General features: G+C 56.4%; 19 protein-coding genes and 1 pseudogene. 7 read left to right on the top strand and 13 right to left on the bottom strand.

Going from position 1 to position 23,270, the window contains the following annotated elements; genetic code table 11:
* Nucleotides 1-15 precede the first annotated feature (15 nt).
* Complete coding sequence (locus tag JL015_RS19790) at nt 16-2,691, top strand: AAA family ATPase (protein WP_201019636.1); 2,676 nt, start codon at nt 16-18, stop codon at nt 2,689-2,691.
* 582 nt (nt 2,692-3,273) lie between these two features.
* Here the strand turns inward: JL015_RS19790 and catA are convergent.
* From catA to JL015_RS19770, 4 genes are all read right to left on the bottom strand, one after another.
* Nucleotides 3,274-4,203, bottom strand: a complete 930-nt coding sequence (gene catA, locus JL015_RS19785) for a catechol 1,2-dioxygenase (RefSeq protein WP_201019635.1) — start codon at nt 4,201-4,203, stop codon at nt 3,274-3,276.
* Between the two features lie 73 nt (nt 4,204-4,276).
* Nucleotides 4,277-4,567, bottom strand: a complete 291-nt coding sequence (gene catC, locus JL015_RS19780; protein ID WP_201019634.1) for a muconolactone Delta-isomerase — start codon at nt 4,565-4,567, stop codon at nt 4,277-4,279.
* 10 nt (nt 4,568-4,577) lie between these two features.
* Complete coding sequence (locus JL015_RS19775; RefSeq protein WP_201019633.1) at nt 4,578-5,726, bottom strand: muconate cycloisomerase family protein; 1,149 nt, start codon at nt 5,724-5,726, stop codon at nt 4,578-4,580.
* Nucleotides 5,727-5,808: 82 nt separating this feature from the next.
* Nucleotides 5,809-6,816 (bottom strand): AraC family transcriptional regulator, encoded by a 1,008-nt coding sequence (locus JL015_RS19770; protein WP_201019632.1) that lies wholly within the window; start codon nt 6,814-6,816, stop codon nt 5,809-5,811.
* 228 nt (nt 6,817-7,044) lie between these two features.
* Between JL015_RS19770 and antA the strand changes: the two genes are divergently transcribed.
* From antA to antC, 3 genes are read left to right on the top strand one after another with little or no spacing between them, the layout of a single operon-like run.
* A complete protein-coding gene (gene antA, locus JL015_RS19765) occupies nt 7,045-8,430 on the top strand; it encodes an anthranilate 1,2-dioxygenase large subunit (RefSeq protein WP_201019631.1) in 1,386 nt (461 codons plus the stop codon).
* 1 nt (nt 8,431) lies between these two features.
* A complete protein-coding gene (gene antB / locus JL015_RS19760; protein ID WP_201002193.1) occupies nt 8,432-8,920 on the top strand; it encodes an anthranilate 1,2-dioxygenase small subunit in 489 nt (162 codons plus the stop codon).
* Between the two features lie 18 nt (nt 8,921-8,938).
* Nucleotides 8,939-9,970, top strand: coding sequence for an anthranilate 1,2-dioxygenase electron transfer component AntC (gene antC, locus JL015_RS19755; protein ID WP_201019630.1), 1,032 nt, complete (start codon nt 8,939-8,941; stop codon nt 9,968-9,970).
* Between the two features lie 66 nt (nt 9,971-10,036).
* Here antC and JL015_RS19750 read toward each other — a convergent pair whose 3' ends face one another.
* From JL015_RS19750 to JL015_RS19725, 7 genes and pseudogenes are all read right to left on the bottom strand, one after another.
* On the bottom strand, nt 10,037-11,131 hold the full coding sequence (locus tag JL015_RS19750; RefSeq protein WP_445177109.1) for a methyl-accepting chemotaxis protein: 1,095 nt from the start codon (nt 11,129-11,131) through the stop codon (nt 10,037-10,039).
* Nucleotides 11,132-11,290: 159 nt separating this feature from the next.
* Nucleotides 11,291-11,584, bottom strand: a pseudogene (locus JL015_RS28290) (PAS domain-containing protein); the annotation flags it as partial.
* A gap of 127 nt (nt 11,585-11,711) precedes the next feature.
* On the bottom strand, nt 11,712-12,632 hold the full coding sequence (locus tag JL015_RS19745) for a SphA family protein (protein ID WP_201019658.1): 921 nt from the start codon (nt 12,630-12,632) through the stop codon (nt 11,712-11,714).
* 396 nt (nt 12,633-13,028) lie between these two features.
* On the bottom strand, nt 13,029-13,571 hold the full coding sequence (locus JL015_RS19740; protein ID WP_201019628.1) for a flavin reductase family protein: 543 nt from the start codon (nt 13,569-13,571) through the stop codon (nt 13,029-13,031).
* Between the two features lie 26 nt (nt 13,572-13,597).
* Nucleotides 13,598-14,836, bottom strand: a complete 1,239-nt coding sequence (locus JL015_RS19735) for a styrene monooxygenase/indole monooxygenase family protein (RefSeq protein WP_201002186.1) — start codon at nt 14,834-14,836, stop codon at nt 13,598-13,600.
* A gap of 76 nt (nt 14,837-14,912) precedes the next feature.
* A complete protein-coding gene (locus JL015_RS19730; protein WP_201019627.1) occupies nt 14,913-15,698 on the bottom strand; it encodes an SDR family oxidoreductase in 786 nt (261 codons plus the stop codon).
* Nucleotides 15,699-15,700: 2 nt separating this feature from the next.
* Nucleotides 15,701-16,954, bottom strand: coding sequence for a dienelactone hydrolase family protein (locus JL015_RS19725; protein WP_201019626.1), 1,254 nt, complete (start codon nt 16,952-16,954; stop codon nt 15,701-15,703).
* 340 nt (nt 16,955-17,294) lie between these two features.
* Here JL015_RS19725 and JL015_RS19720 point away from each other — a divergent pair, with 340 nt between their 5' ends.
* Nucleotides 17,295-18,323: an AraC family transcriptional regulator gene (locus tag JL015_RS19720; RefSeq protein WP_201019625.1), complete on the top strand. Its 1,029-nt coding sequence runs from the start codon at nt 17,295-17,297 to the stop codon at nt 18,321-18,323.
* A gap of 79 nt (nt 18,324-18,402) precedes the next feature.
* On the opposite strand, the gene JL015_RS19715 is transcribed toward JL015_RS19720, so the two are convergent.
* On the bottom strand, nt 18,403-19,689 hold the full coding sequence (locus JL015_RS19715) for a CitMHS family transporter (RefSeq protein WP_201019624.1): 1,287 nt from the start codon (nt 19,687-19,689) through the stop codon (nt 18,403-18,405).
* 106 nt (nt 19,690-19,795) lie between these two features.
* Nucleotides 19,796-20,722: an SMP-30/gluconolactonase/LRE family protein gene (locus tag JL015_RS19710; protein WP_201019623.1), complete on the bottom strand. Its 927-nt coding sequence runs from the start codon at nt 20,720-20,722 to the stop codon at nt 19,796-19,798.
* Nucleotides 20,723-21,076: 354 nt separating this feature from the next.
* Here JL015_RS19710 and JL015_RS19705 point away from each other — a divergent pair, with 354 nt between their 5' ends.
* Entirely contained in the window at nt 21,077-22,018 is a 942-nt protein-coding gene (locus tag JL015_RS19705) for a hydroxymethylglutaryl-CoA lyase (RefSeq protein ID WP_201019622.1), read from the top strand.
* Nucleotides 22,015-23,214 carry a CaiB/BaiF CoA transferase family protein gene (locus tag JL015_RS19700; protein WP_201019621.1) on the top strand — a complete coding sequence of 400 codons (1,200 nt, stop codon included), beginning with the start codon at nt 22,015-22,017 and terminating at the stop codon, nt 23,212-23,214. The genes JL015_RS19705 and JL015_RS19700 overlap by 4 nt, the downstream gene beginning before the upstream one ends.
* Nucleotides 23,215-23,270: the final 56 nt, after the last annotated feature.

Genomic DNA, 23,270 nt, shown 5'->3' with positions numbered 1-23,270 from the left:
TCAAAGGGAGGGGGCATGGCATCGGCAAGACAGGATTTTGAACGCTTCGTGCACTGGATTTACCAGCCAGATAGGCAAGTTCCCGGCGGCGTGCGCCGCCTGGCTACTTTGGCCCTTGCTAACTTTGACGAATTGGCGGGAACCTCACGACAACGAAGCCAGCGCTCGACTTTTCTAGTAAGTCTAGTAAGCCTAATGCGGCGAGAGCTTGATGGTACGGTTGAGGCGCCTCCAGCCGACGTCGCTGAAGCAAACGCAGGCGTCTGGCCATGGGTTAGGTTGCGTCACCTAACGCTCGGTCCATTTAGGGGATTCCGAGCACCTGAGCCTTTCGACCTAACAAAGCAGATCATCCTTTTCTACGGCCCCAATGGCAGTGGGAAAACCAGCCTTTGCGAAGGATTGGAATATGCTCTTCTTGGGGATGTCGAAGAGGCCGGTAACAAACGTATTGCGGCAAGGACGTATCTGGCAAATGTCCACGACAAACGATTCGATCCGCCAGTTCTGAAGGCTACGGATCAACAAGGACGCGAGGTCGACGTTGCTGCAAATCTCGACACCTACCGCTTCTGTTTTATAGAAAAAAACCGAATCGACGCATTTTCAAGAATCGCTGCCCGGCCTAATGCTCAGCGAGCCGAACTGATTGCCACACTCTTTGGTATGGACCAGTTCAATGAATTCGTAGGCCATTTCAACGAGACCATCGACGGACAGCTTGTTCTGGTCGCAGAACTACAAACCATCTTGACGATGCGCCGGAACGCGCTGAAGGCAGACCAAGCAACCGTTAATGGAGAAGCTGCCTCCCAGCAAGTGCTGGACGAAGAGGAATCCTCTCTAGCCAAAGAGTACGCAGTTGAACTCACTTTTCAAACCCTGAAGGGCTTGATTGGTACAGGGGAATCTTCAGGACGTCTCCAAGAGCTTGATGGCATCCTGGAAGCGGTTCCACCGAGTGTTCTTGGTGTCACACGACAAGGTCTCCAGGATGCTTTCGCAGAGGCACACCAGTGCTCCCAGGAGCTTGATGCGGTTATCGATTCTCTTCGGGCCAAGAGCGACCAAGTGTCCTTCAAGGCACTGTACAACTCTGTTCTCGCCTTGCAGCAGACTGTTGGAGACCGCTGCCCCGCTTGCGACACACCATTGAACGGTGACGCTCATGTTGCCGCAGATCCGTTTAAGAAGGCAGTAGACGGCTTGCAGCAGCTTGAAGAGCTGGGTGCCCTTCAAGAGCAACAGCAGACCATTGAGGTAAAACTTGGCCAAGCATCTCGCGCGTTGCGGCAGATGTTCTCCCCCCTCAGCGCGTTCATAACTGCTCAGCAAGAAGAGGAATCAGTAGTCGGTCGATGGGCTCTGCAGCTCCCCGCGGAGCCTGTCGGTCGTTGGTGGACAGATATCTATCCCCAGCCCCCCACAGGCCAGCGCGGATTTCCTTCGCTGGATGAGATCCTCGGCGTAGTAGACCGCATGACCGCGCAAGACGAGGCGTCAAGGACGGCTCAGCGAGATCGACAACCGCACATCGATGAACGTCGGCGACTCAACGAATTCCAGCTAAAGGTGCAAGCGCAAGATCTCAAGCGGCAACAACTGCAAGCGGATATCGAAGCAGCACGTAACCGCATCAAAGCATTCGACGAAACAAATGCTGGGTTGATCGCACAAGCGGAGCAGGAGAGACTAGATATCGCCCGCGACAGGCCGTACAAGACCGCCTACGACAGATTTCTCGAAGTACTTAGATCTTATAGAGATCAACTCCCTGGTCAGCTAATGGCTGGGCTGAATGACGCTGCCAGAGACCTCTATAACGCATTCAATCGCAATGATCGCGACGAGGACAAGCTATCAGCGCTGCATCTGCCTTTGACTGGCGAAGAAAAGATCGAAATCAGCTTCCGGGGAAACCCTGGGGTCCGCGTCGATGCGCTCCACGTTCTGAGCGAGGGGCATATACGCTGTCTCGGCCTTGCCATTTTGATGACCAAAGCGAAGAGCATCGGCTGCCCTGTTATCGTTTTCGACGATGCCATCAATGCCATCGACCATGACCATCGAGGCGGAATCCGAGAGGCGATCTTTGAGGGCGACCACTTCGCTCAAATCCAACTAATCGTCACCTGTCACAGCAACGAGTTCATTAAAGACATCCAACAACACCTTCCTGCCCATCGCAGAAATGCGTGCCAGGTCTACCTGTTCCGACATCACGATGGCAACTATCAACCGAGAGTTACCGGCAACGTACCGAGCGCGAATTACATTGCCAAGGCCAGGGCAGCAAGGGAAGCGCTCAACGACCGAGATGCGCTCGCTGCTTCTCGCCAAGCCTTGGAGATGCTGAGCGAGAAAGTTTGGCGGTGGCTTGGAAGTCATGGCCAAGGCGTGTTGAATCTGATGTTGGCTGGCGTCGGTGCCGAGCCTGCGTTGAGAAATCTATGCGAAGCGTTGGTCAAGAAACTGGGAGATGCCCAGACCGTCCACCATGCGAACAGAGAGCCACTTCTTGCTGCGTATGGCCGCATTTTGGGTATTCCAGTCAATAATCTTGTCTGGACCTACCTGAACAAAGGCACTCATGAGGAGGCAGACCGCGATGACTTTGACGGGGAACTTGTCGAGGTCGTTGTCCAAACTCTTGAGGAGCTAGACCGCCTAGATCTACGAGGCGGACGCTAGCATTCGTTGCGGCGCACGCTTGGTCTCGGCTGGGAGTAGCATTAACTTCAACTATAGGGGCGTGTGCACAGGCACGCTCCTTTATCAATAGACTTCTCCCAACACAGATATTACGGCTAGCAGCGTAAGCAGCTAGCCGTAATATCTGTCGTTGAGCTATGACACACCGGACACCGAATGTGATTTGGTGTCCTACCAGGCGCTTGGTGCCCTGCCCTAGGCGACCAATCATCCAGCCATCCCCCGTGCAAGCCGAGTCTGACGTACATTGAAAGCCATCGACGACCACCCTGCTCCGCCTCAGAGATCGCCAATCTCGATCGCCCGGATATCCCGCGCTACTGGGGCAAAACTGGGGGCACATTTGAATTTTTTCCACCTGAAAACACCGTCCTAGAGCTAAGTCAAAATGTTTTTTGGGGATCCGGACAGTCTTCAAAAAACCTTCCATAAAACAATGACTAAACCAGTGCCGGAAAAACTTTACCATACGAAAACGCAGCATCTGCAAAACAAAACAACGCTAATCAACCACCAAGACCTGCTCTAAAGCAGGCCTTGGCTACTCAATCCCCCTACCCCTCAATCCTCCAGCACACGCAACCGCTCGCCACGCTGTTCATCTTCTACAACAACCGCAGGTTGCAAGGTGAAGTCGAATTCGATTTCAGCAAAGCGGCCCTCAATACCCAGTGTCTTGGCGCGCGCGGGCTCGTCGCTGAAGGTAATTTTAGCGATCAACTCGTCACGTGTGGCGTAGGCAAAATCGTCATGCAGGTATTGGTCGCCGTCCAGATTGATCTGGGTGGTGAGGTGCCGATGCTCGGCGGCAGAAACGAAGAAATGCACATGGGCCGGGCGCTGGCCGTGACGGCCCAGTTGGTCGAGCAACTGTTGCGTCGGGCCATCGGGCGGGCAACCGTAGCCAGACGGCACGATGCTGCGAAAGCGGTAACGCCCTTCAGCATCGGTGACGATGCGACGACGCAGGTTGAACTCCGACTGACTGACATCGAAGTACGAGTAACCGCCACCCGTATTGGCGTGCCAGACATCCACCACAGCCCCGACAACGGGTTCGCCCCGTGTATTCCTGACCTGCCCGCGCATGAACAGCGGCACGCCCGGATCAAGCCCGTCGTCCAGCCGGGCCTCGCCCTGGCTCAACGGAGCGCCTGCCACATACAGCGGCCCTTCGATGGTGCGTGGCGTGCCGCCGGTCTTGCCAGCCTGCTCATCGGCGGCGTCCATCAACAGGTCCAGATAATGTTCCAGCCCAAGGCCAGCCACCAGCAAGCCTGCTTCCTGGCGCGCACCCAGCACATTGAGATAGTTGACTGCCTTCCAGAACTCTTCAGGGGTGACTTCCAGGTCTTCGATGATGCTGACCGAGTCACGCAAGATCCGGTGAATCAGGGTTTTGATACGCGGGTTGCCATTGTCATTGAGTTGCCCGCTGACCTCTTCTAGAAACTGTTTAACGCCTGCAGTCCGGGAGATTCTGACGCTCATGATTAATCCTCATCTTGTAGTTATTAGCGTGCTGCACTTGGTTATTAACGTGCTGCACTTGGCCGATCACAGATCAGCGATCATCTTCATGGATGGAAGAAGGATGTCGGCACAGGGCGTCAACTTCGATCGCCATGTACGGGTACAACGGTAATTGCGTGAGCAGATCGTGAAGTTCCTGCGCGCTGTCCACATCAAAGACGCTGTAGTTGGCATACAGCCCGGCGATCCGCCAGAGATGGCGCCATTTGCCTTGCTGTTGCAGGCGCATGGCCAGGGTCTTTTCGTCACTCTTGAGTTGTGCGGCACGTTCCGGGTCCATGTCGACCGGTAACTTCACCGTCATTTTTACGTGGAACAGCATGCTGCTCACCTCAGGCTTGTTGAACGGAAATGGAAGTCTTGTCGCGACGGAAAAAAGCCAGACGCTGTTCGTCCAGGCTCAGACCGAGGCCGGGTGTTCGAGGAATATGCAACTGAAAGTCGCGATACACCGGCGGCTCGGTGAGGATGTCTTCGGTCAATAACAGCGGGCCGAACAGCTCAGTGTCCCAAGCCAGCGCCTGCAGGGTCAGGAAGGCATGCGCCGAAGCCACTGTGCCGATACCGCCTTCAAGCATGGTGCCGCCATACAGGCCGACACCTGCGGCTTCGGCAATCGCCGCAGTGCGCAACACGGCGCGCGGGCCACCGTTTTTGGCGATCTTCAGGGCAAAGACTGAAGCCGCGCCCTCACGCGCCAGATTGAAAGCGTCCTCCACGCACTCGATGGACTCATCGGCCATGATCGGCACCGGACTGATCCCGTTGAGACGCGCCATACCCGCACGGTTATTACGCGAAATGGGCTGTTCGATCAGGTCAATGCCGTTACTGCCCAATACCCGACAGGCACGCAACGCGACGGCCTCATCCCAGGCCTGATTGACATCGACCCGCACGCTGGCGCGGTCGCCCAGCGCGGTTTTGATCGCGATGACATGGGCCAGGTCACGGTTGACCTCCCCCGCACCGATTTTCAGTTTGAAAATACGATGGCGCCTGAGGTCGAGCATTTTCTGCGCTTCGGCGATGTCCTTGTCGGTGTCACCGCTGGCCAGGGTCCAGGCCACTGGCAATGCATCACGTACTCGCCCGCCAAGCAGCTCGCTGACCGGTAAGCCCAGGCGCTTGCCTTGTATATCAAGCAATGCACTTTCAACCCCGGACTTGGCAAACGTGTTGCCGCGTATGCAGCTCTCAAGGCGCTGCATGGCCGCATTGACGTTGGCACTGTCCTGCCCGATCAGCAGTGGCGTGAAGTAGCGATCGATATTGGTCTTGATGCTTTCAGGGCTTTCATTGCCGTAGGCCAGGCCGCCAATAGTGGTGGCCTCACCGATGCCCTCAATACCATCGGCGCTGCGCACGCGGATCACCACCAGCGTCTGGTTCTGCATCGTGTGCATGGCCAGCTTGTGCGGCCGAATAGTCGGCAGATCGACAATAATCGTCTCGATTGTCTCAATCGCAGAAAACAGCATCTTGATACCTTTAAAGTTATTAGTGTTCCGAGGCTGCTATCGCCCTCTTTAACGAGCGATAAAACTTGATTCCTGAACTCAATCAATACAGCCGTCGACGCTCAACGGTGGTCGACGGCATTTCCAGGAACAACTTTTTATAGTCCGATGAGAAGCGCCCCAGATGATTGAATCCCCAGCGCATGGCAACGGCAGAAATATTCTGGTTACAGCCCTCCTCCAACAGCGCCCGTCTGACGGCTTCAAGTCGATAACGCTTCAAGTAGCACAGCGGTGAAATGCCGAAATGCTTCTTGAAGTCCGATGACAACTTGAAGCGCGATATACCCGCCGCGTGCTCAATATCTTCCAGCGTGATGCCTTCGTCGGCGTGTTGATGGATGAACTGTTTGGCCCTGGACAGATATTCAGGACAGCGCGCTTGAGACAGACTCAGCAATTCGCACGAATAATTATTGGGCTGTGACAACAACAGGCCTTTTATCAAGGCCCGCTCGATATCGCGCACCATGGACAGATGCGCGAAAAAGTCCCGGGACTGCTCCATTTCCGCCAGCAGATGCTTTACCCAGCGCCACCAGGCGGCTGTGCTGCCATCGTGAGTGCTGATCTGTGCGTCAAACACAACCGGTGCATCGACCGAGCGCTGCAGCATTTCCTCCAGCACCTGGCGCATGGCTGCACATTTGATTGCGACCTGGATCTTGCGACAGTCACCGGCGATAGACAGCTCTTGCTGAGCATGTGGCGACACGATCAGACCGGTCAGGCTGTCAGAGAGCAACAAGCCTTCCGGGCGACGCAACGCCTGCTGACCGTTGAGTGGCAGGCTGATGCTGTAACTGCACAGCGCCGACGCATCGATATCAATGGTCACATCCGTGCCGTATTCGATACAGCCAATCACTGTGGACATGGACTTCAGCACATTGCCCGCATGCTGGAAGTTCAAACGTTGCGGTGCAGACACCTTGAGCCCGTGCGGTCCGCAAATATTGGCCATCCACGCCTGGGCACTCTGCGCGTCATTGCACGCCGCATGAATGCCTTGAAACGGGTCTTCGCTCCGTACATGAGTTTGCAGGTTCATCACAACACCACACGACTTGCCGATTAGCTTTCAGCCTAATGAGCGCGGCACCCGGCAACTATCCGCATCGTGCAGAAATGAGCAGAAAAACGCATAAAAGAAATCGGCCGGCAGAACGCGCTCGGGCCTGTAAAAAAGTGGACAGATATCACCACGAATCCGGATAGATGAATGTGCCGGAAATGCTTTCAATCGGTATGAGCCTAACACTAGAAAAGGGTCTACCTGATGAACAGCACAAAGAGCATTGCGCAGTGGCAGGACTATATTCAGGGGTGTCTGGATTTTCGGCCGGCAGAAGGCATTTATCGTGTGGCACGAGACATGTTTACCGAGCCGGAACTGTTCGACCTGGAGATGGAACTGATCTTCGAGAAGAACTGGATCTACGCCTGCCACGAAAGTGAAATCGCCAAGCCAAATGATTTCCTGACCCTGCGTGCAGGTCGTCAGCCGATGATCATTACCCGCGACACGAACAATCAGTTGCATGCACTGATCAATGCCTGTCAGCACCGGGGTGCAACCCTGACGCGGGTCAGCAAGGGCAATCAGTCGACATTCACCTGTCCGTTCCACGCCTGGTGCTACAAAAGCGACGGGCGCCTGGTCAAGGTCAAGGCACCGGGGGAATACCCGGAAGATTTTGACAAAGCCACCCGTGGCCTTAAAAAAGCCCGGATCGAGAGCTACAAAGGTTTTGTCTTCATCAGCCTTGACGTGAATGCCAGCAACAGCCTGGAAGACTATTTGGGCGACGCAAAAATCTTCTTCGACATGATGGTCGCGCAGTCCCCTACCGGTGAACTGGAAATCCTGCCGGGCAAATCGACTTACAGCTACGACGGCAACTGGAAACTGCAACACGAAAATGGGCTGGACGGTTATCACGTCAGTACCGTGCATTACAACTACGTGTCCACCGTACAGCATCGTCAGCAAGTCAACGCAGCCAATGGCGGCGGCTCCAGCACACTGGACTACAGCAAGCTGGGCGCAGGCGATGCTGAAACCGACGACGGCTGGTTCTCGTTCAAGAACGGCCACAGCCTGCTGTTCAGCGACATGCCCAACCCGACCGTGCGCGCCGGTTATGCCACGGTCATGCCGCGCCTGGTGCAAGAGTATGGCCAGCAGCAAGCCGAATGGATGATGCATCGGCTGCGCAACCTGAATATCTACCCCAGCCTGTTCTTCATGGATCAGATCAGCTCACAGTTGCGCATCGTGCGGCCGGTGGCCTGGAACAAGACTGAAATCGTCAGCCAGTGCATCGGCGTCAAAGGCGAATCCGACGCTGACCGGGAAAACCGCATTCGCCAGTTCGAAGACTTCTTCAACGTGTCCGGCATGGGCACGCCCGATGACCTGGTGGAATTCCGTGAAGCCCAGCGGGGTTTCCAGGCACGTCTGGAACGCTGGAACGAAGTCTCTCGCGGCAGCGGAAAATGGGTCGAAGGCCCAACGCCGAACAGCGAGGCACTGGGTATCAAGCCGGTGCTGACCGGCACCGAGTTCACCCATGAAGGCCTGTACATCAATCAACACGGATCCTGGCAGCGCTTCCTCTTGCAAGGCCTGGAACAAAAAGCCCTGAAGTTGAAGGAGGTGTGACATGAGCGCACTGCAACACGCTGTAGAACAGTTTCTGTATCGCAAGGCCGAGCTGTGTGACCAGCAGGATTGGGATGCCTACATCGCTCTGTTTGATGAGCAGAGTGAATTCCATCTGCCGCAATGGGAGTCGGAGCATGTCTACACCACCGACCCTAAACGTGGCATGTCGCTGATCTATTACTCTAATCGTTCAGGGCTCGAAGACCGGGTCTTTCGCCTTCGCACCGGCAAGTCCGCAGCGTCGACGCCAATGCCTAGAACGCTGCACCAGATCAGCAATGTGCGGATCAGTGAGTTGCCTGACGGCCAGCTCCAGGTCAAGGCGGCCTGGGTCACGCTGTACACCCGACAAGGGTTGTCCGAGCAGTTTTACGGTCACGTGACATACCACCTCAAAGCCACCGCCGACAGCTGGAAGATCACCCGGAAACATATTGTGTTGCTCAACGACACCATCAACTCAGTGCTTGATTTCTACCACCTCTGAGCTGCGGAGCAGGCTGTCATGAATCATAAAGTTGCTTTCAGCTTCGCCGACGGCAAGACCTCGTTTTTTGAGATCAAGCCCAATGAACTGTTGCTCGATGCCGCTCTGCGCAACGGGGTGAATATCCCGCTGGACTGCCGCGAAGGCGTCTGCGGGACCTGCCAGGGGCGCTGCGAATCCGGCCAGTACACTCAGGATTATGTCGATGACGAGGCGCTCAGCGAGCACGATCTGGCCCAACGCAAAATGCTCTCCTGCCAGACCCGCGTGCAGTCGGATGCGTCATTCTATTTCGACTTCGACTCAAGCATGTGCAATGCCGGCGGCACGCAATTGCTGCAGGCTACGGTGACTCAGGTCGAGCAGGTATCGGCGACCACGGCGATTCTGCACATTGATGCAGGATCGCACCCGCGACAGCTGGACTTCCTGCCCGGCCAGTACGCACGCCTGCACGTGCCGGGCACGGATGAATGGCGCTCGTACTCGTTCGCCAACCGGCCCAACCCGGCCAATCAATTGCAGTTCCTGATTCGCCTGCTGCCTGACGGGGTCATGAGCAACTTCATCCGCCAGCGCTGCGCACCGGGGCAAGGCATCGAACTTGAAGCGCCACTGGGCAGCTTCTACATGCGCCAGATCACACGCCCGCTGGTGATGATTGCAGGCGGCACCGGCTTGTCGGCGTTTCTCGGGATGCTGGACACGATCGCTGAACAAGGCGGTTGTGAGCAGCCCACTCAACTGTTCTACGGCGTCACCCAGGACAACGACTTGTGTGAGCTGCCGCGTCTGGCCGAGTACCGGGACCGCATCGAGGGTTTTGATTACCAGTTGGTGGTGTCCAGACCGTCTCCGGAATGGCAAGGCAAGACCGGCTGGATTCCCGATCACTTTGATCGCCAGGCCTTGCAGAGCGCGCCCTTCGACATCTACCTGTGCGGCCCGCCGCCCATGGTCGAAGCAGTCCGCACCTGGTTCACCGAACAACAGATCGATAACTTCCAGATGTATTACGAAAAGTTCATCGAAAGTAATTCTCGCCAGTAACAATCTCTGGCACATCAACAAGGAGGTAGCGGTTTGAGCCGCTATCTCCTTTCAATAACAAACATCTCAGCGATCAAAGCGCTCCGCCAAATGCCTCAATGCAACGGCCTGGTCCTGGATATCGCTGCTGATGCGCTGCCCATCCACTGCCTTGTCGACGCTTTGTGTCGATAGCTGTGCAACCTGTAGCACTTGCTGCGAAAGGCTTTCCACGACCTGTGACTGTTGCTGCATGGCAGATGCGATTTGCTCACTCATCCCGGATATCTGCCCCAGGGAAGCATTGACCCCGGCGAGATTACCTTGCACCGACTCGACTTCACGGGTGCTGTGGCGGGCGAACTCTCGGCCTTCATCGGTCAACTGCACTGTACGCTCGGTGGCGGTACGCAATTGCAGCAGTAATGGCTGGATCTGCCGGGTTGCCTCTTGCGTGCGTGTTGCCAGATGCCGCACTTCATCAGCTACCACACTGAAACCGCGCCCCGCTTCGCCTGCCCGTGCCGCTTCAATGGCCGCGTTCAATGCCAGCAGGTTGGTCTGCCCGGCAATCGCGCTGATGATCTCGGTGATATTGCCAATCGATTCCGTCGAGTGAGCCAACTGCTCGACCGCCAGCGCGATGTGATCAACAGACGAACTCAATTGCTGCATCGCGCCGAGACTTTTCTCCGACAGCTGTTCACCGTGGCTGGCCAGGCGCAAGGCTTCCTGAGTGGCCAGATTGGTTTCCTGCACATTGCCGCTAACTTCCTGAATGGTCGCGCCCAGCTCGGCCAGCGCCGTCACCGACAGATCCGTCTCGTCGCGCTGGCGCTCCAGACGATGGGTTTCCGCCTGGATCAGTTGCCCCAGCTCATTGATGCGCTGCTCTACCACGCTGCCGGTACTGCCGATCCGCGACAAGGCACTTTGCAATCGACTCTGTTCGGCCAGAAGCGCCAGATCCAGCAGTCCGGCAGTGCCTGATTCGCCGCTGAAGACCCTGGCCAATAGTGGATCCGCGAAGGACTTGTGATGAGCTGTCAGTACACGCTGGAACGCCCGAGCCTGACGCCACTGCTGTATAACGCCCATCGCCGCCACTGCGGCGACGATCAACCCGGCCTGCGCAGCGAAACCATCCAGTTGCCAGACCCCGGCACCGGCCAGCAGCCCCACAGGCAATGCGGGCAGCGTGCAACTCAACAGCGCGGCGACCCGTTGTCCTGCACCGAGCGACGAAGAGCTGCCTTTCAGCCCGGTGTAGAGTTTTTCCGCCCGCAGACGCTGCACATCCGTCGGCGTGCTGTACACCGCGCCATAGGCCTGAATGCCCTCGTTACCAAAGATGGGTTTGACATAGGCACTCAGCCAGTAGGCCGAACCGTCCTTGCGGCGATTCTTCAACAGCCCCATCCAGGGTTTGCCTTGCTTCAGGGTCGCCCACAGGCTGTCGAATATCTGCGCCGGCATGTCCGGGTGTTTCAACAGCACGCAAGGCTGACGCAATAACTCTGTCGCGGAATATCCGCTCAAGGAAACAAAAGCATCGCTGCCAAACGTTATAAGGCCACGAAGATCGGTACGGCATATCAGCGGCGCAACAGTAGAGTGTGTAGAGGTGGCAGACATAATACATATTCCCCTGACAAAAAAAGCCTGCCCACGAAAGACAGCGTGAATGATGTTCACACTGTCTTCGCGGGCAAGCTCAAGACCAAAGTTATTAAAGCCAAGGAGCTAAAAGACTAACCCGGTTCTAAAAGTGATGAACATAACGCATCTGTATCCGACTGCCATCCGGCCTGTTTTCTACATCCTGCTCAAAGTAGGCGTTCACAAAAACATGGTCATCCTTGGAAAAACTGTACATGGCACCTGGCCCGATCGCCCACACTTTCTCACGACGCCCGGATACATCATGACCGTCAGCTTTAGTGTCGGTGATTTGCTTCAACCAATAACCGTTCATACCCAGACGCAATTGCGGAGTGACGGCGTATTCTGTCGCGAAGTTGGCATGCAATGCCTGTCCGGCCTGAATATCGTCAGCCCCGACAAACCCCGGACCCGGATCGTCATTTTTGCCGTTGTACAGATAATGTGCTCGCAGCGAGGCTGTCCACTTCGGTGTAAACCAGTAAGTCGCGGCCCAGTACGGATCAAACGACCAGGCATTGTTGCCGGGGTTGATGTCATGCTTGCTGTCGTATTCTCCGGTCGGCAAATTCACCTGCAACTCGATACGGTGTACAAAGCGCGGCCCATCCGGGCCCATGATCGGGTCGAACTGAATCATCGGCCCCAACAGCAGATCGCCCAAGCCGCTCTGCGCCTTGAGTGCCGCGTTATTCAGACCATCATCCACGTCCATGCGCGTCACGAAGGGCAACAAGGCATTCATGCCCAGGCTCGCATTGCCCACACGCACATCCGACAGATAAGTAATCTGGGTCACGGCCACCTGATAGTCCAGGGTCTGTTTGGGCAGCCCCAGTGCCTTGCCGTTCTCATCGCGCAGACGATTGGCGCTGTAGTTCTGGAAGTACTCTTGAAAGTACCAACCGGAACCCGCCGGTACGCCACCGTCAAGAAAGCTGGTCAAGCCAAGATTCACCACCGGCAAGTCGTAAGCCTGCGCCGTGCTCACGCTTAACAAGCCGCTGCCCAGTGCCCACATCGACAACCATGTTGTTGTTCTTTTCATCATGTTCCCCTCCTCGAATCAAGACTAATGCCGGCGTATCAATAAACCGCACGACCTGCATCACAACATCCAGTACACGAGGCACATTGAATACTGTGATGACAGACACTCTGCGACAACCAATACCCCCCTGATAGACTCGGCAGATAACTTGAATCCTGTGCTGGTTTGTTTTTATTGTTCGGCCTGTCGGAGCATGACAACTCGCGCAGCACGCAGCGATCCACTGACTGCGCGACTTATCCATTTAATGCAAAAAACTTACATCTTGGAACCTGGGTAAACGTTGATTGCTTTTAATGCAGAGCGTGCAGATGGAAATACACTTCTTTCACAGCAACTATTATTTTTAACAGCCAACGCACTGTTTCAGCGATTGAGCCCGGGGTGTTCGGCAGCAATCCGGTATTGGCCGCCATGAAACACCAATGGCTCGCCTGCACCGTGCCGATAGTGCTCGATTTGCCCGATAAAGATCAGGTGATCGCCGCCTTCGTATTGCGTGACATTGCGGCACACCAGTGTGGCGATTACCCCGTCGAGCAATGGCACGCCACAGTCGGCATAGGTGAAAACCACACCGGCAAACTTGTCGGGTGCGGGACGTGCAAAACGTCCGGAAATATCATGCTGATCGGCACCCAGCACATTGATCGCAAAATGCTCACAAGTCTGGTAGTCACGCAGGCTCGGTGCGTTTCGGGAAATACTCCACAACACCAGTGGCGGATCGAGGGACACCGACGAAAACGAGTTGGCAGTCATCCCGACATTGCGACCATCTGCAGTGCGTGTAGTGATGACAGTGACGCCGGTAGCAAACTGACCGAGCAGGTTACGCAGTTCACGCGGGTCGCTGCCCGCGGCTTCAGTAAGTTCGTACTGCAGGGACTGGCTGGTAAATGCATTCATGATCAACTCCTCGCTCTGTGGGCGATTCAGGCAGCCTGACGGCTTTTTTCCTGGATGAAGGCCTGGCACGATTGGGCATCGAACCACCACGGCGCAAAGTTGCGCGGGTCATCGAAGCCATTGACGATGGCCGAGGCCAGTGGCCTGGATTGACTGGCAGCGCCGAGCAACTCCAGGACGTGTTGCGGTGGCGGAGTGAGCAAGCTGTTGGTCCACTTGACCACGTGTTGCGCATAGCTCCAGTAGGTCTCGAAAGTGTCCTGCATCCAGTCCGGGCTGAAGGCTTGCGCGCCACGGCCGAGAATCGCGTCCAGATACACCTTGCTGCACTTGGCCGCGTTGTTTGAGCCCTGCCCCGTGATCGGATCATTGACCACCAGCGCATCGGCCATGCCAAACACTTTGTTACCGGAGGGCAAGGTCAGCACCGGCTTGCGCACCATCGGCGTGAAGCGACCCGACAGGAAACCCTTGTCGTCAGTCAGTTGCACCGACCCACAGCGTTCGGCTTCCCAGGGAGCATAACGCTTGATCAGTTCCAGGCTTTTTTCCAGATGCTGCTCAGGCGACTGAATGCCTTGCCAGCAGTCCATCGGACCACCCGGCACACCTTCAAAGACCATGATTTCGCACGGGCCAGTGGTTGTCAGGCACGGAAACACGAAGTATTCGCCAACACCTGGAATCAGGTTGAAGCTGACCCGGGAAAACGGTGTCATCGGCTGCATGCCTTTGACATAAGTCAGTGCCAGCGCACGTTGCGGCTGCTGGAACTGAGTGCGCTCGAGGTCTTTCTCGAACTGGTTGACGATTTCGCCCTTGCCTGCCGCCAGCAACACAAGGTCGTGGCTGCTGGAGAGTTGTTCCAGTTCAGCGATGCCCACATCCTGAAACACTACTTCGCCGCCACGTTTGGCGACTTCTTCAAGCCACACCGGCATTTTAAGGCGCTGGTCAACGGATTGAGCGTAACGATCCAGCCGCGTGCTCCAGCCGAACAAGGCTTCACCGGGGCTTTGCGGGTCAGTCACGGTCAGGCCGATGCCCTCGACAGCCGGGCACTGGTCTTCCCAGAAATTCAGGCCCAGATCACGCTCGCTTTGCAGCGCGGCGTTGAACATGCATTGGCTGGACATTACTTTGCCATTGCGAATGTCCTCACCCGTGCGATTGGTGGTCAGGGTCACATGATAGCCCTGGGCAAGCAGGCCCAGAGCGAGTTGCAGGCCAGCCTGGCCGGCGCCAACGATAGCGATTCTACGCATTGTCATCTCCTGGTTATCGACGGTTACAACTGCAGCATTCGGCACCTTCCGAACGGGTGTTCAGAGGTGCCATAAGTTATTCGGCCAGGCGCGGAATCGCTGGCCGGTTCTGCTCAGGGCCCATCACCGAGTAGCCTCCATCGACTGCGTAATCGGCTCCGGTGACAAAGCTCGCGGCAGGCGAACAGAGAAAAGCCACTACGTTGGCGACTTCGGCCGGATCCCCCAGGCGGCCCAGCAAGTGATAGTCGGCGGCTACCGCATCGGCTTTCTGGCGATTGCCGCCACTGGCCTCGGCAATCACACGCGACCAGGTCCAGCCCGGTGATACCGAATTGACCCGGATGCCGTCGGCGGCCAGGTCCATGGCCATGCAGCGAGTCAACTGCAACATGGCTGCCTTGGACACCGGATACAGCCAGCGCCCGGTCTGCGCGCATTTGCTGGAAATCGAGGTGAAGTTGACGACCGCACCCTTGCGCGCCCTGAGGTCTTGATGCACCGCCTGAGTCAAGGCCACCGCCGACACAAGGTTCACATCCAGCGCTTGCAACCAGTCCTGACGACTGGAAGCAAAGCCCTGATCGCTGTAGGTACAGGCCAGGTTGATCAGCAGATCAATGCCACCAAAACGCCCACGAACGGCTTCGACAGCATCAGCCAGCAGCGCGTCATCGGTTACATCCACAGCGAAGAAAGCTGCGTTTTCACCCAGTTCGGCGGCTGCCTTGATGCCTGCCTGATGATCAATATCAAACAGCGCCACACGCACCCCGGCATCAATCAAGGCCTGCGCCACTGCGGTGCCAATCAGCGTCGCACCACCACTGATCACTGCGACTTTGTCTGTTATCCGAGTCATGGTTATTGCCCCTCCGCAGACAGCTCTGCGCTGGACGCCCAGCTCGGCATCAAGGTATTGGAAGGCAGCGATTCATCGAGCAATTTGTGTGCGGTGACAGCACCTGCGACCGGCAGGCCTTTAGGGTCCAATAGGCCGATCTGCACCAGCACGCTAGCCTGATCCCAATAGATGTGTTCGTGATACAGCTTGGGGCCGCGGAATTTGACGACGCCGAGCATCGGGATCTCGACGTAACGCCCGGTCGGAGCAACACCGGGCAGCATCCAGTCGATCTCAGTGTCGTGGGTGAAAGTCATGATGAATTCGTCGACGATCTGCGACGCACCAACGGTTCGCGACAAGGGCGTCAGGGCCATGTCCTTGGGATTGCCGTGTACAAAATGATGCTGGTAGAAACGGCTCAGTTGCTTGGCACCCACGCCACCGGTCATGGTCGGGATGTGATTGACGTAAGGCTCGTCCACCATGGTCGCCATGGTCGCTGGCACATCGCGAGTCTCGAACTCATGCCGAATGTGCTCTTCCCACAAGTCGGAAAGGTTGTAATCCGGGCCAAGCACGCGACGCAGTGCTGCAATCGTGCGGTCATGCGCCAACAGCGCCGATGGATTGTGATAATGATCGCCGCGGGGTCTGGCGAAGGCGTGATCAACGCCAGGATAGACATAGATTTCGACACCCGGCTTGCTCAGCAAAGCCTGCTGGATTGCGGTGCGCGCCTCGGCCGGACAGAACTGATCGCGCTCGGCCATGTGCAGCACCAGACGCCCTTGTAGCCCTTCGATTTCAGCCAGGGCGTTCTCGATACCTACGCCGTAATAGCCGACGGCGCAGGCCACCTCTGGTAGACGACAGGCCGCCAGATAGGCCAGCTTGCCGCCCAGACAGTAGCCGACCACACCCAACGCGCCGGGCGCACATTGCGGCAGCTCAGCCAACGCCTTGAGGCTGGCGCGGATGTCTTCGACCCCCAACGCCTCGTCGAAGCCTTGATAAAGCTCATATGCACGGCCGAAGTCCGCTTCGGTGTAACCCAACTGGACGCCCGGCTGCTGGCGCCAGTAAAGATCAGGCACCAGAACGCTGTAGCCCTCTTCGGCGAGCAAGTCCGCCACTTCGCGCATGGCCAGGTTGACGCCGAAGATTTCCTGGCACAGCACTACACCCGGGCCGCGCCCGTCAACGGAGGTTGCCAGGTAAGCCTGGAATTGGCCGCCGTTGGCGGCTGGCACGCTGACATACTGACCTTTCATATCGACTCTCCAAAAACGCAGGAACGTTGGAGACGATATTGAGTATCCGACACGGCGACGACTATCCGCTGAGTGCAAAGCCTGTCCGTGACATGCAGTAAATTCAGGCCGTGGCTTTTATCAACTATGCGTAAAAACGCTGGCAGTCAGCAGCGGGCCAATGCAGGGCAATGTGGCGTATTTATTGCTGTATCACGGCATAAGCCCCGTCGAGGGCGCAAAAAGAAACAGTCATGCCATCCGCTTATCCAGAAACTGCAGCGCCTGTCCAGATGCTGCAAAACCTCGGTAACGCTGCGGTGCGCAATGCCTTGAAACCGTGCACGCAAGTGAGGTGACTATGAATCAGAATCTCAATGCCGAGCGTAGCGGCAGTCGCTTTGAACTGTCGCCGCTGTTCACCGCCCGTAACCAGTTGTTCATGCTTGACGACTTGAACGCCATTCGTGACGGCGTCAGCAGCGTGTTTAAAAACCACGAGCTGCGCTGCACGGATAAAGGCGAGCGGATCAGCGCGCGCATGCACCATGTCAGCCGTGGCCGGCTGTCATTGAACCGCCTGGAATACGGTGCACGGGTGCAGATTGATCCTGGTCGCCTGGAGGACTTCTTTCTGATTCAGGTGCCGCTCAGCGGCAGCGCACAGATCATTTGCGGTCGGCATGACTTCACCTCCGATGCCCGCCATGCATCGCTGATCTCGCCGAACCTGCCGGTGTCGATGCGCTGGGATGCCGACTCGCCGCAACTGGCGCTGCGCATCGAGCGCAGTGAAGTCGAGTATCACTGTGCGCAGCATCTGGGACATTCGCTGGACCGCCCTGTGGAATTTCAGCCAATGCTCGACCTGAACACCTCGGGCGGCAGCTACTTTCTACATCTGATCACACTGCTGGTCGATGCCATCACCGCCGATGAGCATCCGCTGCACCACGCGCTGGCGCTCAAGCAATTCGAGTCGATGCTGATCAATGCCTTGATCTACGGACAACCGAACAATCTCAAGGAACAGATCGACAGCGCCAGCAAGCCCAAGGCACCGTTGCCGTACTTTGTGAAACGTACTGAAGAGTACATGCGCGTCAATGCCCACGAGCCGTTGAGCATCGAGCAACTGGCCGATCATGCCGGAGTCAGTGTGCGCACCTTGTTTGCCGGGTTTCGGGATTTCAGCGGCACCACGCCGATGGCTTATCTGCGCAACCTGCGACTGGAACATGCCCACGAGGAGTTGCTCAACCAAAGCCAGGATGTTTCAGTCACCGACATCGCTTTCAAGTGGGGCTTTGCCCATTTGGGCCGGTTCGCCCAGGAGTATAAAAAGCGCTACGGCCAGGCGCCGTCGACAACCCTGAGGTTTCGCGGCTGAGGCTCACGGACGTGGTGTCATGCGGAAAGAACCCTGTACCGCCTGGATATCCTGACAGAAATCACCATCTACCCGCAGATCAGGCTAAAACAGTGATCGAACCAAAAGCTACCGCCGCAATGAACATGACCAGACAGGTACCGATACTCCAGCCAATCGAGGCACGCTGGTTATCTCCGTAGTCAATGTCAAGCAGGCCGCATAGCAAGTAGGTTGATGCAACCAACGGGCTCAACAGGTGAACAGGCTGCCCAATCAATCCGGCGATGGCCATTTCTTTCCCATCGATACCATAGTGCGCAGCGGTCTCAGCCAGGATGGGCAGAATACCGAAGTAGAATGCGTCATTGGTGAGGATGTAGGTGAATGGCATGCTGATAAATGCGGTGAAGACCGACATGAAATGGCCAGTCGACTCCGGAATTATCTGTACAAGGCTTGCAGAGACGGCCTTGATCATCCCGGTACCCGACATAACCCCTACAAATATGCCAGCGGCGAAGATCAGCAAGGTTACCGAAAGGACGCTTCCTGCATATTTGTCGATGACCTCCTTCTGCGCTTTAAGCGTAGGGTAGTTGACGACGAGTCCCAAAACGAAAGCGATCATGAACAGCGTCGGCAGAGGCATGATATTCAGCATCATCAGGGTGATTAACGTGACAGTCAGCACGACGCTGAAGATGAATCGCCAGCCGGTGAGCCTGGATTGCTCCAGTTCGGCCATGAGATGCTCCAGATCAATTTGTACCACCCCGAGTCTTTTGCGTTCTTGGCGCCCCAGGATGGTAGCCGCCATCAGAACCCAGGCCAGGCCCGCAAGCATGATAGGCAGCATCTCGATGAATAGTTCCGTGATGTCGACATGCATGGCGCTGGCGGCGCGGGAGAATGGGCCAGCCCAGGGCAGTATGTTCATCACACCGATCGTAAGCAGCAGCACAGTCGCCATGACTTGTGGGCGGATCCCTGTCCGGCGGTAGAGTGGCAAAAGAGCGGCTGTCGTAATGATGTAAGTGGTTGCCCCATCGCCATCCAGGCCAACGCAGACACCCAGAACAGCTGTGCCTAACACGATTTTCAGCGGATCACCCTTGACCACTCTAACCACGGTTTCGATGAGCGGATTGAACAGTCCTGCATCGGTCATCATGCAGAAGTACAGGATGGCGAATGTCAGCATGATGCCCGTGGGAGCGAGCATCTTCACGCCATCAAACATCATAGAGCCCAGTTCGCCAGCGAAACCGGCGGCACAGGCAAATGCAACAGGTACCAGTATCAATGCCACCAGCGGAGAGAGCCGCTTTGACATGATCAGGTACATGAAGCAGATGATCATGGTGTAGCTCAGGATCGTGATCATGAAGTCCCTCGTTTTATCGGTTTTATAGTGAAGACTTTCGTGTGCTCATCCTCTGGACGAGCGCACGCCTACGCGATCGCGCATAGACGTGCCGGGCTATGTCAGCTCAAGCGTGAGAGAAGAGTTTTTTCCCTGCGTGACGCAGGGTCACTTTCAGAATGTGGCCAGTAGCCGATTCGGTGATGAAAAGCGTGCGGTTGCCTTCTCCTCCGAAAGCCAGGTTGGTAACGGTCTTGCCGGTCGAGCATGCCCGAATCCGGTACAGCGGCACGGCATGAGCATCGAATACCCAGACGCAGCCGTTACCGGCATCGCAGACGTACAAATTGCCTTCATCGTCCAGAGCCATACCGTCTGCGCCACTGACCCCTCCCGCCATGGCGGTGAAAATACCCACCTTCGAGGTAGAGCCGTCTTTCTGAATAGGTAGTCGCCACACGGCATTTCCACGGGTCATGGCTACGAGCAGTGCTTGCTCTTTCAGATCCATCACCAGGCCATTAGGACTCGGGCCGTTATCAATGAGGCAGTCCAGCCGCTGCGCCTGCAGGTCGTATCGGAATACCCGACCGGACGGATCGTGCATGCCTGATTGACCCTGGTCAGTGAAATAGAGGCACCCCGCCTGATCGAAGAACAGGTCGTTGACCCCTTTGAAACCCTCGCTACGGCGATGGGTGAGGAAAGGCTCAATGGTCTTGGTGACAGGATCGAGCTTCAGGATGCCGCGCTTATAGTCCGCGACAAAGATACGGCCATCGGCATGGATTTTTAGCCCGTTTGGCCAGCCATCGTACTCGACTACCAACTCCCATTCACCAGCAGGAGAGATTCGGAAAATCCGCCCATAGGGAATGTCCGTCACATAGAGATTTCCGGCCTTGTCGAATGACGGGCCTTCAAGGAAGGAACTTACGACCTGGCCGGGTTTGTTGGCTCTTACCCAATCCGAATCGCCATCGCGCCAGAATTTCTCGGGCATGCGACTGAAAACCTCGGTTTGGAGGTCCTGGGGAGGGGCATACAGACTCATGGGCATCTCCGCAAGGCGTGCAAGCACTGCACCCATCTTATGTGATGAGTGAGCACCCAAGTACGCGATTATTATATTTATCGTTCTACCTGACAGAACATTGTTTCTTTCTGTGGAACACTTTTTCAAAATCTAACGGCACATGTCAAGCCGTATTCATTCACGGGAGTTTTTCCTCCTCGTGGGTTTCTGGAAGAACGAGCGGGCATTGACAGCATGAGAAATTGGCGCAGATACTATTTGACAGAACGTAATTCTGCCTGACAGAACAATCATAAAAATACGGATCAGCGCTACCCAATAGCCTGCCGCGTGAATGTTCCAAAGGCTCTCCAGCCGATGAGGAGAACCTCCATGCACCACGATTCAGATATCGATGTATTGGTCAGTGAAGTCGCCCCCCGCGATGGCCTGCAAAGCATCAAGGCGACCATGCCTACCGAGTTGAAACTTCGCTGGATCTCAGCACTGGCCGAGTCGGGATTGCGTGAGATCGAAGTGGGATCGTTCGTACCGCCAAAACTTCTTCCCCAGATGGCCGATTGCGCTGAACTGGTTGTTCACGCTCGTAAGATTTCCGGCCTCTTCGTCACCGCGCTGGTGCCGAACCTCAAGGGCGCCCAGGCCGCATTCGATGCTGGGGTTCAGAAAATCACGTTGCCGATCTCCGTCAGCGAACCTCATTCCCTTTCCAATGTTCGTAAAACGCACGCTCAGGTCTTTGAAGAGGTCAAGGCGGTGGTGGCGTTGCGCAATGAACAGTTCCCAGGGGTCCAAATCGAGGCAGGCCTTTCCACCGTTTTCGGTTGCACCCTTCAAGGCGTGGTTACTGATGACGAGAGCATCGCCATGGCCGTAAAGATGGCTGAGTTGGGCGTCGACGAAGTCGGGCTTGCAGACACAGTCGGCTACGCCAACCCGGCCCAGGTTCGTCGAATTTTCACTCGGTTGCAAAATGAGCTTGGAGCCCTGGCTGGAAGCGCACATTTCCACAATACGCGAGGTCAAGGCCTGGCCAATGTTGTAGCGGCGCTCGAGGCTGGCGTGACGACCTTCGATGCGTCGCAGGGCGGTATTGGCGGCTGCCCATACGCTCCAGGGGCCTCAGGCAACATCGTGACCGAAGACTTGGTTTATCTGCTCGAATCCATGGGTTTGCGGACCGGCGTCGACATTGATCGTCTGGTCGCTGCACGCGAGTGGCTCCGCCAAGGCCTTCCAGGTGAGGCCTTGTATGGCTTTATCCCCGATGCCGGCGTTGGAAAAAACTTCACCTATGCGAAGGAGGCAGTATGAGCCAGTCCCCGGAGAAAGCACTGCCACTTGCCGGCATCCGAGTCGTTGAGTTCGTTCACATGGTCATGGGGCCAACCTGTGGCCTGCTGCTTGCAGATCTTGGCGCAGAGGTGATCAAGGTAGAGCCGGTTCCTGAAGGTGACAACACCCGGCGCCTGATGGGGTCCGGCGCGGGCTACTGGCTGACCTACAACCGCAACAAGAAAAGCTTTGCCGTCGACATCAAGTCGAAAGAAGGAATGGCAGCGGTCAAGAAACTGATCGCCACCGCAGATGTGGTGACAGAGAACTTCCGCCCAGGTGCCATGGAGAAACTGGGCCTTGGCTACGACGATGTCAAAGCGATAAAGCCAGATATCATCTACAGCTCGATGAAAGGCTTCCTGCCTGGCCCCTATGAAAAACGGACAGCGCTGGACGAGGTCGTTCAGATGATGACCGGGCTCGCATACATGACCGGTCCGGTTGGCCGTCCACTGCGCGCAGGAGCTTCAGTCAACGACGTCATGGGCGGTATGTTCAGTGCTATCTCCGTATTGGCCGCCCTCCTCCAGCGCAAAGACAGTGGCAAGGGGCAGTTTGTCCAGACCGGTTTGTTCGAAAACTCCGCTTTCCTGGTCGCACAGCACATGATGCAAAAAGTGGTAACCGGCGCGGCCGCTGCGCCAATGCCTAGCCGCATTTCTGCCTGGGCTATCTATGACGTTTTCGAGACAGCTGAAGAAGGTCAGCAAATATTCCTGGGGGTCGTGAGCGACAGCCAATGGGCCGCATTCTGCAAAGCATTCGATTTTCCGGATTTTGCCAATGATGGCTCGTTAGCCCTCAACAACCAGCGTGTGCAGGCACGTGAGCGAATCATGCCGATTGTGCGTGAGCGTATCCAGGCAATGGATAAAGCGTCCGTCATGGCACTGTGCGAACTGGCCGGTCTACCTTTCTCGCCCATCCAACGCCCTGAAGATCTCTTCGATGATAAACACCTGAATGAGTCGGGTGGACTGACTGAGCTGACGCTCAGCAACGGGCAAATCACAAAAGTGCCGATGCTGCCATTTGAAATGGATGGTCAGCGCTTTGGCGCACGACTGTCAGTGCCTGAAATCGGCAGTCATTCGCGGGAGCTGTTGGCCGAGTTGGGGTACGAAAGTACTGCAATCGATGACCTCGCATCCGCCGGTTTGATTCAAACCTGATAGATCAGCACAAGAACCGGCGCAAATGAATGTGCAATGCCCACGGTGCGTTGGCA

It is taken from the genome of Pseudomonas cichorii, assembly GCF_015471405.1.
Lineage (GTDB): Bacteria > Pseudomonadota > Gammaproteobacteria > Pseudomonadales > Pseudomonadaceae > Aquipseudomonas > Aquipseudomonas serbiensis.
Note: the sequence above shows the minus strand (reverse complement) of the source record. Positions and strands in the feature narration are given on the sequence as shown.

Bases quoted from the DNA above. Each gene is read 5' to 3' on its own strand.
- JL015_RS19790 (WP_201019636.1), top strand. From the start codon at position 16: ATGGCATCGGCAAGACAGGATTTTGAACGCTTCGTGCACTGGATTTAC.
- catA (WP_201019635.1), bottom strand. From the start codon at position 4,203: ATGAGCGTCAGAATCTCCCGGACTGCAGGCGTTAAACAGTTTCTAGAA.
- catC (WP_201019634.1), bottom strand. From the start codon at position 4,567: ATGCTGTTCCACGTAAAAATGACGGTGAAGTTACCGGTCGACATGGAC.
- JL015_RS19775 (WP_201019633.1), bottom strand. From the start codon at position 5,726: ATGCTGTTTTCTGCGATTGAGACAATCGAGACGATTATTGTCGATCTG.
- JL015_RS19770 (WP_201019632.1), bottom strand. From the start codon at position 6,816: ATGAACCTGCAAACTCATGTACGGAGCGAAGACCCGTTTCAAGGCATT.
- antA (WP_201019631.1), top strand. From the start codon at position 7,045: ATGAACAGCACAAAGAGCATTGCGCAGTGGCAGGACTATATTCAGGGG.
- antB (WP_201002193.1), top strand. From the start codon at position 8,432: ATGAGCGCACTGCAACACGCTGTAGAACAGTTTCTGTATCGCAAGGCC.
- antC (WP_201019630.1), top strand. From the start codon at position 8,939: ATGAATCATAAAGTTGCTTTCAGCTTCGCCGACGGCAAGACCTCGTTT.
- JL015_RS19745 (WP_201019658.1), bottom strand. From the start codon at position 12,632: ATGTGGGCACTGGGCAGCGGCTTGTTAAGCGTGAGCACGGCGCAGGCT.
- JL015_RS19740 (WP_201019628.1), bottom strand. From the start codon at position 13,571: ATGAATGCATTTACCAGCCAGTCCCTGCAGTACGAACTTACTGAAGCC.
- JL015_RS19735 (WP_201002186.1), bottom strand. From the start codon at position 14,836: ATGCGTAGAATCGCTATCGTTGGCGCCGGCCAGGCTGGCCTGCAACTC.
- JL015_RS19730 (WP_201019627.1), bottom strand. From the start codon at position 15,698: ATGACTCGGATAACAGACAAAGTCGCAGTGATCAGTGGTGGTGCGACG.
- JL015_RS19725 (WP_201019626.1), bottom strand. From the start codon at position 16,954: ATGAAAGGTCAGTATGTCAGCGTGCCAGCCGCCAACGGCGGCCAATTC.
- JL015_RS19720 (WP_201019625.1), top strand. From the start codon at position 17,295: ATGAATCAGAATCTCAATGCCGAGCGTAGCGGCAGTCGCTTTGAACTG.
- JL015_RS19715 (WP_201019624.1), bottom strand. From the start codon at position 19,689: ATGATCACGATCCTGAGCTACACCATGATCATCTGCTTCATGTACCTG.
- JL015_RS19710 (WP_201019623.1), bottom strand. From the start codon at position 20,722: ATGAGTCTGTATGCCCCTCCCCAGGACCTCCAAACCGAGGTTTTCAGT.
- JL015_RS19705 (WP_201019622.1), top strand. From the start codon at position 21,077: ATGCACCACGATTCAGATATCGATGTATTGGTCAGTGAAGTCGCCCCC.
- JL015_RS19700 (WP_201019621.1), top strand. From the start codon at position 22,015: ATGAGCCAGTCCCCGGAGAAAGCACTGCCACTTGCCGGCATCCGAGTC.